The 12,937-nt window shown below is 69.5% G+C and carries 13 protein-coding genes; 1 reads left to right on the forward strand and 12 read right to left on the reverse strand.

The window, feature by feature from the left end:
* Positions 1-6: 6 nt before the first annotated feature.
* The 8 genes from era to hrcA form a co-directional block, all read right to left on the reverse strand.
* A complete protein-coding gene (era, locus tag ACTJKK_RS04915) occupies positions 7-903 on the reverse strand; it encodes a GTPase Era (RefSeq protein WP_440747170.1) in 897 nt (298 codons plus the stop codon).
* Positions 896-2,197 carry a hemolysin family protein gene (locus ACTJKK_RS04920; RefSeq protein WP_440747171.1) on the reverse strand — a complete coding sequence of 434 codons (1,302 nt, stop codon included), beginning with the start codon at positions 2,195-2,197 and terminating at the stop codon, positions 896-898. Before ACTJKK_RS04920 ends, era begins: the two co-directional genes overlap by 8 nt.
* Positions 2,194-2,652, reverse strand: coding sequence for an rRNA maturation RNase YbeY (ybeY, locus tag ACTJKK_RS04925; protein WP_247622226.1), 459 nt, complete (start codon positions 2,650-2,652; stop codon positions 2,194-2,196). The genes ACTJKK_RS04920 and ybeY overlap by 4 nt, the downstream gene beginning before the upstream one ends.
* Entirely contained in the window at positions 2,649-3,671 is a 1,023-nt protein-coding gene (locus ACTJKK_RS04930) for a PhoH family protein (protein WP_247624677.1), read from the reverse strand. Before ACTJKK_RS04930 ends, ybeY begins: the two co-directional genes overlap by 4 nt.
* Before the next feature lie 91 nt (positions 3,672-3,762).
* Positions 3,763-4,113 carry a histidine triad nucleotide-binding protein gene (locus tag ACTJKK_RS04935; RefSeq protein ID WP_440747172.1) on the reverse strand — a complete coding sequence of 117 codons (351 nt, stop codon included), beginning with the start codon at positions 4,111-4,113 and terminating at the stop codon, positions 3,763-3,765.
* Positions 4,114-4,155: 42 nt separating this feature from the next.
* Positions 4,156-4,884 carry a 16S rRNA (uracil(1498)-N(3))-methyltransferase gene (locus tag ACTJKK_RS04940; protein WP_440747173.1) on the reverse strand — a complete coding sequence of 243 codons (729 nt, stop codon included), beginning with the start codon at positions 4,882-4,884 and terminating at the stop codon, positions 4,156-4,158.
* Positions 4,885-4,887: 3 nt separating this feature from the next.
* Positions 4,888-6,003: a molecular chaperone DnaJ gene (gene dnaJ, locus ACTJKK_RS04945; RefSeq protein WP_247956328.1), complete on the reverse strand. Its 1,116-nt coding sequence runs from the start codon at positions 6,001-6,003 to the stop codon at positions 4,888-4,890.
* A 36-nt stretch (positions 6,004-6,039) separates the two neighbouring features.
* The gene (gene hrcA / locus ACTJKK_RS04950) at positions 6,040-7,074 is read right to left on the reverse strand and encodes a heat-inducible transcriptional repressor HrcA (protein ID WP_247632042.1); all 1,035 of its coding nucleotides are present in this window, start codon (positions 7,072-7,074) and stop codon (positions 6,040-6,042) included.
* 102 nt (positions 7,075-7,176) lie between these two features.
* Between hrcA and ACTJKK_RS04955 the strand changes: the two genes are divergently transcribed.
* On the forward strand, positions 7,177-8,598 hold the full coding sequence (locus ACTJKK_RS04955) for a carboxylesterase/lipase family protein (protein ID WP_440747174.1): 1,422 nt from the start codon (positions 7,177-7,179) through the stop codon (positions 8,596-8,598).
* Positions 8,599-8,614: 16 nt separating this feature from the next.
* On the opposite strand, the gene hemW is transcribed toward ACTJKK_RS04955, so the two are convergent.
* From hemW to lepA, 4 genes are read right to left on the reverse strand one after another with little or no spacing between them, the layout of a single operon-like run.
* Entirely contained in the window at positions 8,615-9,832 is a 1,218-nt protein-coding gene (gene hemW, locus ACTJKK_RS04960) for a radical SAM family heme chaperone HemW (protein ID WP_440747175.1), read from the reverse strand.
* Positions 9,832-10,485, reverse strand: a complete 654-nt coding sequence (locus ACTJKK_RS04965) for a DUF1990 family protein (RefSeq protein WP_247622219.1) — start codon at positions 10,483-10,485, stop codon at positions 9,832-9,834. Before ACTJKK_RS04965 ends, hemW begins: the two co-directional genes overlap by 1 nt.
* Before the next feature lie 10 nt (positions 10,486-10,495).
* On the reverse strand, positions 10,496-10,996 hold the full coding sequence (locus tag ACTJKK_RS04970; protein WP_440747176.1) for a DUF1990 family protein: 501 nt from the start codon (positions 10,994-10,996) through the stop codon (positions 10,496-10,498).
* On the reverse strand, positions 10,996-12,849 hold the full coding sequence (gene lepA, locus ACTJKK_RS04975) for a translation elongation factor 4 (RefSeq protein WP_440747177.1): 1,854 nt from the start codon (positions 12,847-12,849) through the stop codon (positions 10,996-10,998). The genes ACTJKK_RS04970 and lepA overlap by 1 nt, the downstream gene beginning before the upstream one ends.
* Between the last annotated feature and the right edge of the window lie 88 nt (positions 12,850-12,937).

The following is a 12,937-nucleotide window of genomic DNA, read 5'->3' on the forward strand; positions in this document are numbered from 1 at the left end:
GTCATGTCAGAACCCGAGCCGGCCCAGCTGCTTCGGGTCGCGCTGCCACTCCTTCGCGACCTTCACGTGGAGGGCGAGGAACACGCGGGTGCCGAGGAGCTGCTCGACCTGCGCGCGGGCGCGCGCACCCACGTCACGCAGGCGCTTGCCCTTGTGCCCGATGATGATCGCCTTCTGACTGTCTCGCTCGACGATGATCGATGCGTGCACATCGGTGAGGTCGCTGCCCTCACGCGGGGCCACCTCGTCGACGACCACCGCGATCGAGTGCGGCAGTTCATCGCGCACGCCCTCGAGCGCGGCCTCGCGGATGTACTCCGCGATCCGGTCGTCCTGCGACTCGTCGGTCGTGATGCCCTCGGGGTACAGTGCCGGCCCCGTGGGCATGAGGGCCAGGATCTGATCCGAGAGCACGTCGAGCTGATCGCGCGTGAGCGCCGAGAGCGGGACCACAGCCGCCCAGTCCTCGCGCAGCGCATCGACCTCGAGAAGGCGCTCGGTGATCTCGTCGCGTCCCGCGGCATCCGTCTTCGTGACGATCGCGACCTTCTTCGCGCGCGGGTATCCGTCGAGCGAGGCGGCGATCCGCCGATCGCCCGGGCCGATCTTCTCGGTGGCCGGGACGCAGAAGCCGATCACGTCGACGTCGCCGAGCACCTGCTCGACGAGATCGTTCAGACGCTCGCCGAGGAGCGTCCGCGGCTTGTGGATGCCGGGGGTGTCGACGATCACGAGCTGGCCGTCGGGGCGGTTGAGGATGCCGCGGATCGCGCGCCGGGTCGTCTGCGGCTTCTCGCTGGTGATCGCGATCTTCTCGCCGACCAGGGCGTTCGTGAGAGTCGACTTCCCGACGTTCGGTCGGCCGACGAAGGTCACGAACCCGCTTCGGTTCTGCTCAGTCATCGTGTCGTTCTCCTTCGTCGTCCGCAGCTTCCTCGCCACGCGCTGCTCTCTCCACGAACACCGTGGCGATCCCTCTGCCGCGTCCTCGGGACGCGCCGCCCGTCAGGACCAGCCCGTCGACGACGGCCGTCGCACCGGGCTGCGGAACCTGCCCGAGCGCCTTGCCGAGGAGGCCGCCGATCGAGTCGACGTCCTCGTCCTCCAGTTCGAGCCCGAACAGATCGCCCACGTCCTCGAGCGAGAGGCGGGAGCTCACGCGGTAGCGCCCGTCGCCCAGGTCGAAGAATTCGGCGGATACCCGATCGTACTCGTCCGATATCTCGCCGACGAGTTCCTCGATGAGGTCCTCGAGCGTCACGAGTCCCGAGATCCCGCCGTGCTCGTCGATCACCAGGCAGACGTGCACCGCATCGCGCTTCATCTGCTGCAGGAGCGTCTCGGCGCGCATCGACTCGGGAACGAAGGTCGCAGGCCGCGAGATGGGGCGGATGAACGCTCCGCGCCAGGCACCCTCGTCACGGTAGGCGAACTGCACGAGGTCCTTGAGGTAGAGCACACCCACGACGTCGTCCGCCTCGTCGTCGACCACGGGCATGCGCGACACCCCTCGGTTGAGGAAGAGTTCCATCGCCTCGCTGGTCGACGCCGTGGCATCGACGGTGACCATCTCGGTGCGCGGCACCATGACGGCGCGCACGAACTGGTCGGTGAAATCGAACACGGAGTGGATGAGGTCGCGGTCGTCGGCCTCGATGAGGTCGTTCGACGCCGCCTCGTCGACCATGCTGAGCAGTTGCTCCTCGGACGAGAAGGAGCTGCGTCCGGCGCCCGGCGTCACGCGGTTGCCGAGGAGGACGAGCCCCTGCGCGATCGGGCCCAGGATGATGCGCAGGCCGCGCACGATCGGAGCGTTCGCACGCAGCAGACCGTCGGCGCGGTGACGTCCGACCGTGCGCGGGCTCGCACCGACCAGCACGAACGTGATGCCGGTCATGAGCACGGCGGCGGCGAGCATCGCCCACCAGATGTTGTCGAACAGCGAGGTGAACGCGACCGTGACGAGCACGGCCGCCGTCACCTCGGCGAGCACGCGGATGAAGGCGACGGAGTTGACGTGGGCGTCGGGATCGGCGGCGATGCGCGCGAGCTGAGCGGCGTTGCGCCCCTCGGTGCCCATCTCCTCGAGGTCGGCGCGCGACCGCACGCTGAACGCGGCGTCGATCGCCGACATCAAGCCGCCGAAGGCGACGAGGAGGACGGCGGCGGCGAGGAGGGAGACGGCGACGAGCGTCATCGCCGACGCTCGGCCGCGGCGAAGCTCTGGATGAGCTCCTTCTGCAGGCCGAACATCTCACGCTCCTCATCGGGCTCGGCGTGGTCGTAGCCGAGCAGGTGGAGCAGGCCGTGCGTGGTGAGCAGGATGAGCTCGTCCATCAGGGTGTGCCCGGCGGCCTGGGCCTGCGTCTCGGCGACCTGCGGGCAGAGCACGATGTCTCCGAGCAGACCGGGAGCGGTCGGACGGTCCTCGGTGCCGGGGCGCAGTTCGTCCATCGGGAAGCTGAGCACATCGGTGGGACCGGGCTCGTCCATCCACTGCACGTGCAGCGCTTCCATGGCGCCCTCGTCGACGAGGACGATCGCGACCTCGGCATCCGCACTCACGTGCAGTTGAGCGAGGTTGTGGTCGGTCAACCGCTGCAGCACGGTCTCGTCGACGTCGATCGCCGACTCGTTGTTGATCTCGATCATGAGAGTCCTCGTTTCGGCATGCGGTCACGGGGACCGGGTCGTTGCGCGCCACGTCGATCGGCGCGGTTCGCGAACTCGGCGGCCTGCTCGCGCTCGAACCGCTGCGCCGTGCGCTTCTCGTCGTACTCGCTGTAGGCGTCGACGATGCGGCCGACGAGCGAGTGGCGCACCACGTCGTCGCTGGTCAGTCGGGAGAAATGGATGTCGTCGATGTCGCCGAGCACGCGGGTCACCATGCGCAGACCGGACGAGCCCTGCGGGAGGTCGACCTGGGTGATGTCGCCGGTGACGACCATCTTCGTGCCGAACCCGAGACGCGTCAGGAACATCTTCATCTGCTCGGGGGTGGTGTTCTGCGCCTCGTCGAGCACCACGAACGAGTCGTTGAGCGTGCGACCGCGCATGTAGGCGAGCGGCGCGACCTCGATCGTTCCCGTGGCCATGAGCCGCGGTACGATCTCCGGGTCCATCATCTCGTTGAGCGCGTCGTAGAGCGGTCGCAGGTAGGGGTCGATCTTGTCGGTCAGGGTGCCGGGCAGGAAGCCCAGGCGCTCGCCCGCCTCGACGGCGGGGCGGGTGAGGATGATCCGCGTGACCTCCTTGCGCTGCAGTGCCTGCACCGCTTTGGCCATCGCCAGGTAGGTCTTGCCCGTTCCGGCGGGACCGATGCCGAAGACGATCGTGTTCTCCTCGATCGCGTCGACGTACTCCTTCTGACCGAGAGTCTTCGGGCGGATGACCTTGCCGCGGGTCGACAGGATCGCCTCGCCGAGCACCTCGCTCGGACGAGGTCCCCCGTCGCGGAGCATCCGGGCGGAGCTGGTGACGTCGCTCGGAGCCAGATCGGCGCCGCCCCGGGTCATCTGGAGCAGCTCCTCGACGAGCGTCTTCGCCGCGGCGACCGCCGATGCCGAACCGCTGAGCGTGATCTCGTTGCCGCGCACGAGGACCTGCACATCGCGGTGCTCCTTCTCGAGCATCCGCAGGAGCCGGTCCTGCGGACCGAGCAGCTGCACCATCGCGACGCCGTCGGCGTAGATCTTCTCGACGGACTCCGGAGCGGATGCTCCGCTGCGGCGTTCCGGGATCTCAGGACTCTGGTCGTGGTTTTCAGGCACCGACACTCTTCTCGTTCAGTCCCCCGCCCAGCACGTGGGCGTGGACGTGGAACACGGTCTGTCCGGCGTTCGTGCCGGAGTTGAAGACGAGGCGGTAGTCGCCGTCGTCGGTGTGCTGCGCGGCGAGTTCCTTCGCGAAGGAGACCATCTCGGCGAGCAGCGTCGGGTCGCCCGCCGCGATCTCGGCGACGTCGCGGTACTCCGCGGTCTTCGGGATCACCAGGAGGTGGACCGGCGCCTGGGGCGCGATGTCACGGATGGCGAACACGCGTTCGGTCTCACCGAGGACCTCTGCGGGGATCTCACCGTTCAGGATGCGCGTGAAGATCGAGGGTTCGCTCATGTTCCCAGTCTAGCGGCGGGGTCCGCCGGCACGGCGGTGCGCTCACCAGCGCCGGAGGGCGACGGAGAGCACTGCGATCGCCGCGGGTCCGGCCGTCGAGGTGCGCAGCACCGTGTTTCCCAGCAGCACCCGCTCGGCGCCCGCCGCGGTCAACCGGGCGATCTCGTCGTCCGAGACGCCGCCCTCGGGTCCGACGACCAGCACGATGTCGCGGTCGTCCGCGGTGATCTCCGACAGCCGGGTCGTCGCCGACGGGTCGAGGATCAGCACGCGCTCCACGCTCGCACGGGTCGCCAGCTCCCCCGTGCTCGCGGGAGCCGCGACCTCGGGGACCCATGGCCGATGAGCCTGTTTGGCGGCCTCGCGAACGATCGTCGCCCACCGCTCACGGCCCTTCACGGCCTTGGGCCCCTCCCAGCGGGAGACGCTCCGGCTCGCCTGCCAAGGCACGATCTCGTCGACGCCCAGCTCGCAGGCGGCCTGCACCGCGAGCTCGTCGCGGTCACCCTTCGCGAGCGCCTGCGCGAGGACGATGCGCGGGGTCGGCGACGGGTGCACGGCCCGATCGGAGATCCGCGCGTCCACTCGTGCGGGAGCGACCTCCTCGGCGACGCCCTGGAGCCAGACGCCCCGACCGTCGCCGATCGTGACCTGCTCCCCCACACGGAGGCGACGGACGACCGCCGCATGCTTCGCCTCGGCACCGGTCAGCGACACGAGGTCGCCGGGCTCGGCATCCGACGACGTTTCGACGAGGAAATGCAGCGCCATGGCTCAGTGCGTGCGGAAGCGGTCGCGGAGCTTGGAGAAGAGACCCTGCTGGAACTGCGCCAGCTGGGGCCCCGGAGCCTTCGCCTTCTTCGCGAAGTCCTCGATGAGCGCCCGCTGCGCGGAGTCGAGCTTGGTCGGAGTCACCACCTGCACGCCGACGCGCAGGTCACCCCGCTGCGAACCGCGCAGCGGCGTGATGCCGCGTCCCTTGATCGTGAGCACGTCGCCGGACTGCACGCCCGCGCGCACCTCGAGATCCACCGCACCGTCGAGGCCCTGGATCGAGGTCTCGGTGCCGAGGATCGCATCGGTCATCGACACCTCGAGCGTCGCGAGCAGGTCGTCTCCGTCACGGCTGAACGCCGCGTGCGGGTTGACCGTGACCTCGACGTACAGGTCGCCGTTCGGGCCGCCGGCCTTACCGACCTCACCGGAGCCGGGCAGCTGCAGGCGCAGGCCGGTCTCGACGCCGGCGGGGATGTCGAGCGAGACGGTACGACGAGAGCGCACGCGCCCCTGACCGCCGCAGGTACCGCACGGGTACGGGATGGTCGTGCCGTAGCCCTCGCACGTGCCGCAGGGCTGCGAGGTGACGACGTTGCCGAGCAGGCTGCGCACCGTGCGCTGGACGTGTCCGGAGCCGCCGCAGATGTCGCAGGTGACGGGCGACGTGCCCTCCTGGCAGCAGGAACCCTGGCATGTCTCGCAGAGCACAGCGGTGTCGACCTCGATGTCGCGATGCGCACCGAAGACGACGTCGCCGAGGTCGAGGGTGACCCGCACCAGCGCGTCCTGCCCCCGTTCGCGGCGGGAACGCGGGCGCGCACGCCCTCCACCCTGTCCCGCGCCGAAGAACGTCTCGAAGATGTCGCCGAAGCCGCCGAAACCTCCGCCGAAGTTCCCGGCCGCGCCGTCTCCCCCGCCCATGTCGTAGCGGCGGCGGGAATCGTCGTCGCTGAGCACGTCGTACGCGTGCGTGACGAGCTTGAACTTCTCCGCCGCGTCCTCGCCCGGATTCACATCCGGGTGCAGCTGACGCGCGAGGCGCCGATACGCCTTCTTGATCTCGTCGGTGGAAGCGTCCCGGGACACCCCGAGAACCTCATAGTGGTCCGCCACGATCGCCTTTCTGCGTTGTTCTTCGTCGACGGCCGCTCAGCGGCTCGTCTCGTCTTCGTCGAGCATCCGCGTCAGGTAACGGGCCACGGCCCGCGCCGCCGCGAGATTGCTCGGATAGTCCATGCGCGTCGGCCCCATCACGCCGACCCGCGCCGTGCCGCTGGGGGCGGCGTAGTTGCTCGCGACGATCGACGCCTCGCCCAGCCCGAACGGGGCGTTCTCGGTGCCGATGCTGGCCGCGAGGCCGTGCTCGTCGGTGACCATCTCGCTCATGAGCCGCAGGAGCGTCACCTGCTCCTCGATCGCCTCGAGCAGCGGATGGATGCTTCCGCGGAAGTCCTGCTCGCGACGCGCGAGCGTCGCGGCCCCCGCCATCACCAGGCGCTCCTGACGGAACGTACCCAGCTCGTCGACGATCACGGTGGCGAGAGCCCGCAGTGCGGCATCGCCGGGAGCGGCCTCGGGCGCCGCCAGCAGCGTCTGCAGACGGTCGGCCGCGTCACTGACGGCCTGCCCCGTGAGCAGGGCGGAGAGCCGAGCGCGGAGCATGATCGTGTCACCCTCGTCGATCTCGATCGGCAACGGGGCCATCCGTTGCGAGACCCCGCCGGCGTCGGTGACGAGCACGACGAGCATGCGGGTCGGGGCGAGCGGCACGAGTTCGATGTGGGTGAGGTGCGCACGGGCGAACGACGGGTACTGCGCGAGCGCGACCTGACCCGTCAGCTGGGTCAGCACGCGCACGGTGCGCACCATCAGGTCGTCGAGATCGCTCGGCGCCGCCAGGAACGACTCGATCGCCGTTCGCTGAGCGGACGAGAGCGGGCGCAGCTGGGCGAGATGATTGACGAAGACGCGGTACCCCTTGTCGGTGGGCACGCGGCCCGACGAGGTGTGCGGCGCGGTGATGAGCTCCTCGTCCTCGAGGAGCGCCATGTCGTTGCGGATCGTGGCTGCGGAGACCCCGAAGGAGTGGCGGTCCACGATGGAACGGCTGCCGACGGGTTCGTGGGTCTCGACGTAGTCCTGCACGATCGCGCGGAGAACCTGGAGTCCTCGCTCTGTGACCATCGCCCTTCCCTTCCGTTGGCACTCGGACGTTCAGAGTGCCAATCCTACCCCGCCCGCGGCTCGTCTCGTCGGAGGTCGGGGCTCCGCCCTAGGATGACGACCATGACCGCCCCCACCGCCGAGCTGTCCACCGGAATCGTCGAGGGATCGAGCGAGGGCGGGGCATCCCGGTTCCTCGGCATCCCCTACGCCGCCCCGCCCTTCGGCGAGAACCGGTTCCGGGAACCGCGGCCGGCGACTCCGTGGACCGGCGTGCGTCCCGCCACGGCCTTCGGGCCCACGGCCCCGCAGTCGCCGTATCCCGGCGCGATCGGCGAGCTGCTCGGATCGGTCAGGATCGACGGTGACGACATCCTGACCGCCAACGTCTGGGCGCCGACGGATGCCGAGCGCGCCCCGGTGCTGCTGTGGATCCACGGCGGAGCGCTCGAGCGCGGCACCGCGGCGCTTCCGCTCTACGACGGGGGCGGCTTCGCCGCCGCAGGGATCGTCTTCGTGTCGATCAACTACCGCCTCGGCTCGGAGGGTTTCTCGGTGCTCGACGACGCTCCGCGCAATCTCGGCCTCCGGGACGCGGCCGCAGCTCTCGAGTGGGTGCATCGCGAGATCGGCGCGTTCGGCGGCGACCCCGCACGCATCACCCTCATGGGCGAATCGGCCGGAGGCGCGATCGTCGCGGGCCTTCTCGCGCGCGACGGCTCCCGCGCCCTCGTCGCGCGCGCGATCATCGAGTCCGGTCCGTTGGAGGCGCAGCCGCCGCAGAAGGCGGGGCGGGTGACCGCGGCTCTCGCGAAGCGGCTCGGCATCCGCGCCGATCGTGCGTCGTTCGCGTCCGTCCCTCCCGAGAAGCTGCTCGAGGCGCGTCGCGCGCAGTCCGCGGGTTCGTCGCCGCTGGGTGGAGCGCCGGGGTTCCAATTCGCGATCGATCCCGACAGCCTTCCGCGCTCGCCTCACGAGGTCCTGCCGACCATCGACACGCCGCTGCTCATCGGCAGCAACACCGATGAGTACCGGCTCTGGTTCACACCCGAGACCCTCGCCGAGATCCGCCCGCTCAAGCTCTTCATCGCCCGTCTGGCCCTGGGAATCCCGCGCCGAGCCGTATCGGAGTACCGGAAGGCGTTCCCGGAGGCCTCCACCGGCGAGATCTTCGGACAGTTGGCGACCGACGTGATGCTGCGCGCGCCACTCTCGCGCGCGGCGCGCGCACGCCCCGCGCTCACCTTCGTCTACGAGTTCGCGTGGCCGAGCCCGGTGCGCGACCTGCGTGCCGCGCACGCTCTCGAGCTCGGATTCGTCTTCGATCGTCTGGCGGATGCCGAGGCGCAGCGCCTCGCGGGCGCCGACGCACCCCAGGCTCTCGCCGACGAGATGCACGCCGCCTGGATCTCGTTCGTCACGACAGGTTCACCCGGCTGGGCGGCGTACGGCGCCGACCGCACGACACGGGTGTTCGACACGACGAGCGGCACGCTCCCCCAGCGGCGCACCGCCGGAATGGATCTGCTCCCGGCCCGGAGCTGACCGCCTCGGTCCCGCGTCAGTCGGTGAGCTCGCGCACGACGGCATCGGCCAGGAGCCGTCCGCGCAGCGTCAACTGCACCCGACCCTGCACCGCGGCGCGGGCGTCGACGAGGCCGTCGGCGATGAGACCCGCGACGTTCGCGCGATTGCCGGCCGGCAGGTCGGCCACCGCGATGCCCTCGACGAGGCGGCTCTGGAGCAGCACCCGTTCGAGCATCCGCGCACCCTCGTCCGGGCGCTCGGTGCCGGCCGCCGGAGAATCGGATGCCGAAAGCCGCTGCGCGTACGCCGCCGGATGCTTGACGTTCCACCAGCGGAGTCCGGCGACGTGGCTGTGCGCACCCGGCCCGAAGCCCCACCAGTCGCTCCCCCGCCAGTAGGCGAGGTTGTGACGCGAGCGCTGCGCGTCACTGCGGGCCCAATTGCTCACCTCGTACCACTCGAAGCCCGCCGCGGCGAGGCGGCGATCGGCCAGCTCGTACATGTCGGCCTGCAGATCGTCGTCGGGCGTCGGCACCTCGCCGCGCCGGATCTGCCGGGCGAGCTTCGTGCCGTCCTCGATGATGAGCGCGTACGCCGAGACGTGGTCGGAGTCGAGTTCGAGGGCCGCATCCAGCGACGCCTCCCAGTCGGCGAGGGACTCGCCCGGCGCGCCGTAGATCAGATCGATGCTGACCGCGAGCCCGGCTTCCTTCGCCGCGGCGACGGCCGTGCGCACGTTGTCGGGGTCGTGCGTGCGGTCGAGCGCGGCGAGCACGTGCGGCACCGCCGACTGCATGCCGATCGAGAGACGCGTCACGCCGGCATCCGCGAGCGTGCGGGCGACCTCCGGCGTGACGGTGTCGGGGTTGGCCTCGACCGTGACCTCCGCGCCCTCGGCGAGGCCGAAGGCCGAGACCGCGGCGCCGAGCATCAGCGCGAGATCGCCGGCGGGGAGCAGCGTGGGTGTTCCCCCGCCGAAGAAGACCGTGTCCATCGGGCGCAGCGCACCCGCTTCGTCGAGCACGTTTCGCGCGAGATCGATCTCGGCGAGCAGCGTGGAGGCGTAGTCCTCCTGACGGGCGCCGCGCAGTTCGCTCGAGGTGTAGGTGTTGAAGTCGCAGTATCCGCACCGCACGCGGCAGAACGGGATGTGGAGGTACGCCGAGAAGGGAACCGAGGGATCGATCGGCAAATCGGCCGGCAGGCGGCCGTCGGACGGTGCGGGATCGCCGAGAGGAAGGGGCCCCGCCATCAGAGGGGGGTCGCGTAGAGCGGGGAGATCGCCCGGAGATAGCGGGCGAAGAGCTCGCGACGGCGACGCTTCACGAGCGGCGGCACCGTGCGGTAGAGCAGGGAGTTGGGGGCGTCGAACGCGCGCACCGTGAACCAAACCTCGTCGTTGTCCTCGCGCCAGTCGACGTCGAAGGACTCCTCGCCGCTGACGACCGAGCCACCGACCGTGCCGAGCACGAAACCGATGCGTCGAGCCTCCTCGGTGACCGAGATCACACGCAACTCGGCATCCGCGCGCATGCCCGACAGACGACCGCGCACGCGTAGCGTCATGCCCGGGCCCACGAACGGAGTCCCTTCGGCATCGTAACGGGGCTCGACGTCGCGCTTGCTGGGGGCGATCGGGTTGCCCTCGGCATCGAAGCTCACGCCCGCGTACGCCGGGCCGGGCGCGGGGCGCACGTCTTCGATCGCGAGGCCGGCCGCGCGCTGTGCCGTCCACGACAGCAGAGCTTCGCCGGCGGTCTGGAACCGCTCCGCTCCGGATCCGATCCGCCAGGACTCCTCCGCCGGGAAGCTGCGCTCCGGCGGGTACTGCATCAGATCGGGCGCGTGGGTGGCACCCACGGCCGCATAGTCCACCGTGTCGTCTCGGAAGTTCCCGCGCCGCATGAGATCCAGCCTACTGGCGGTTGCCTGGACGAACACCCCACTCGCGCGCCTCGGCGGCGACGATGCGGGTGTACCGCGCGTGGGTGCGGCGCTGGATCAGCCTCAGCGCGGGCGACAGCAACCACCACACGAGGGTCGCGGGGCGCGAGATCGAACGGGCGGTGAACACGCCGTCGTCGAGCACGAACGATTCCTCTCCGTAGATCGGATGCCCCGGGCGCGTCTCGTACCCGAAACCCCGCTCATCCGCCCACACCACCCGGATCGGTTCGGAGAATCGGATGCCGAACACGCGCTTGGCCAGCACACCCTCGGCGTTCGCGACCGGCGAGGACGCCGGGCCGTCGAAACCCGCACGACGCTTGAACTCCCAGGAGCGGATCAGCGTGCGCACGGCACCCTGAGCCTCCGGAGCAACCGCAACGCTGCGCTCGGACAGGTGCATCCCCGCCGGCACGTCGACGATCGGATGCCGCGTCACCCCGCGCATGTACGGCGGGAGCGGCCTCACTACTTCTTGTCCTTGCCCTCGACGTCGCCCGACAGCGCGGCGATGAACGCCTCCTGGGGGACCTCGACGCGGCCGACCATCTTCATGCGCTTCTTGCCCTCCTTCTGCTTCTCGAGGAGCTTGCGCTTGCGGGTGATGTCACCGCCGTAGCACTTGGCGAGCACGTCCTTGCGGATGGCGCGGATCGTCTCGCGAGCGATGATGCGTGCACCGATCGCCGCCTGGATCGGCACCTCGAACTGCTGGCGAGGGATGAGCTTGCGCAGACGCTCGGCCATCATGGTGCCGTAGGCGTAGGCCTTGTCGCGGTGGACGATCGAGCTGAACGCGTCGACCTTCTCGCCCTGGAGCAGGATGTCGACCTTCACGAGGTCGGCCTCCTGCTGCCCCGCGGGCTCGTAGTCGAGCGAGGCATAGCCCTGCGTCTTGGACTTGAGCTGGTCGAAGAAGTCGAAGACGATCTCGCCGAGCGGCATCATGTAGCGCAGCTCGACGCGCTCCTCCGAGAAGTACTCCATGCCGAGCAGCGAGCCGCGACGCGACTGGCAGAGCTCCATGACCGTGCCGACGTAGTCCTTCGGGAGCAGGATCGCGGTCTTGACGATCGGTTCCGACACGGAGCCGATGCGGCCGTCGGGGTACTCGCTCGGGTTCGTGACCGTCACGGTCTCGCCGGTGTCGGAGGTCAGCACCTCGTAGATCACGCTCGGCGCCGTGGTGATGAGGTCGAGTCCGAACTCGCGCGAGAGCCGCTCGGTGATGATCTCGAGGTGCAGCAGGCCGAGGAAGCCGCAGCGGAAACCGAAACCGAGAGCCACCGACGTCTCCGGCTCGTACTGCAGGGAGGCATCCGAGAGCTTGAGTTTGTCGAGGGCTTCGCGGAGTTCGGCGTAGTCGCTGCCGTCGATGGGATAGATGCCCGAGAAGACCATGGGCTTGGGGTCGGTGTATCCGGACAGCGCGTCGGCCGCGGGCTTGCGTGCCGACGTGACGGTGTCGCCGACCTTCGACAGTCGCACATCCTTCACGCCCGTGATGAGGTACCCCACCTCGCCGACCCCGAGTCCCTTGGTCGGGATCGGCTCGGGGCTCGACACGCCGACTTCGAGCGCCTCGTGGTTCGCGCCGGTCGACATCATCTGGATGCGCTCGCGCGGCGACAGACTGCCGTCGACCATGCGGACGTAGGTGACGACGCCGCGGTAGGCGTCGTAGACGGAGTCGAAGATCATCGCGCGCGCCGGAGCATCCGCGTCACCCACCGGGGCAGGGATCTCCTTGACGAGTCGATCGAGCAGCGCCTCGACGCCGACGCCGGTCTTGCCGGAGACGCGGAGAACGTCTTCCGGCTTGCCGCCGATGAGCGAAGCGAGCTCCCTGGCGTACTTGTCGGGGTCGGCGGCCGGGAGGTCGATCTTGTTCAGCACCGGGATGATGTGCAGATCGTTCTCGAGCGCGAGGTAGAGGTTCGCGAGGGTCTGCGCCTCGATGCCCTGCGCCGCGTCGACGAGCAGGATCGCTCCCTCGCACGCGGCCAGCGAGCGGGAGACCTCGTACGTGAAGTCGACGTGGCCCGGGGTGTCGATCATGTTGAGCGCGAACGTCTCGCCCTCGATCTCCCACGGCATGCGCACGGCCTGGCTCTTGATCGTGATGCCGCGCTCACGCTCGATGTCCATGCGGTCCAGGTACTGAGCGCGCATGTCTCGGTCGGAGACGACACCGGTGATCTGCAGCATGCGGTCGGCGAGGGTCGACTTGCCGTGATCGATGTGCGCGATGATGCAGAAATTTCGGATCTGCGTCGCGGGCGTCGCGGCAGGCTGAAGCGGAGTGAGAGCGCGTGGGGACATGTTGCGTCGATTCTACGGTGAGGGAGGCCTAATGCCCGATTCCGCCGATCCGGTGGTAACGTCGCCCAGGTCTCCGGCGTGGAACCGA

Source organism: Microbacterium sp. 22179 (assembly GCF_052045715.1).
In the GTDB taxonomy this organism is placed as follows: domain Bacteria; phylum Actinomycetota; class Actinomycetes; order Actinomycetales; family Microbacteriaceae; genus Microbacterium; species Microbacterium galbinum.

Bases quoted from the DNA above. Each gene is read 5' to 3' on its own strand.
- era (WP_440747170.1), bottom strand. From the start codon at position 903: ATGACTGAGCAGAACCGAAGCGGGTTCGTGACCTTCGTCGGCCGACCG.
- ACTJKK_RS04920 (WP_440747171.1), bottom strand. From the start codon at position 2,197: ATGACGCTCGTCGCCGTCTCCCTCCTCGCCGCCGCCGTCCTCCTCGTC.
- ybeY (WP_247622226.1), bottom strand. From the start codon at position 2,652: ATGATCGAGATCAACAACGAGTCGGCGATCGACGTCGACGAGACCGTG.
- ACTJKK_RS04930 (WP_247624677.1), bottom strand. From the start codon at position 3,671: ATGGTGCAGCTGCTCGGTCCGCAGGACCGGCTCCTGCGGATGCTCGAG.
- ACTJKK_RS04935 (WP_440747172.1), bottom strand. From the start codon at position 4,113: ATGAGCGAACCCTCGATCTTCACGCGCATCCTGAACGGTGAGATCCCC.
- ACTJKK_RS04940 (WP_440747173.1), bottom strand. From the start codon at position 4,884: ATGGCGCTGCATTTCCTCGTCGAAACGTCGTCGGATGCCGAGCCCGGC.
- hrcA (WP_247632042.1), bottom strand. From the start codon at position 7,074: ATGGTCACAGAGCGAGGACTCCAGGTTCTCCGCGCGATCGTGCAGGAC.
- ACTJKK_RS04955 (WP_440747174.1), top strand. From the start codon at position 7,177: ATGACCGCCCCCACCGCCGAGCTGTCCACCGGAATCGTCGAGGGATCG.
- hemW (WP_440747175.1), bottom strand. From the start codon at position 9,832: ATGGCGGGGCCCCTTCCTCTCGGCGATCCCGCACCGTCCGACGGCCGC.
- ACTJKK_RS04965 (WP_247622219.1), bottom strand. From the start codon at position 10,485: ATGCGGCGCGGGAACTTCCGAGACGACACGGTGGACTATGCGGCCGTG.
- lepA (WP_440747177.1), bottom strand. From the start codon at position 12,849: ATGTCCCCACGCGCTCTCACTCCGCTTCAGCCTGCCGCGACGCCCGCG.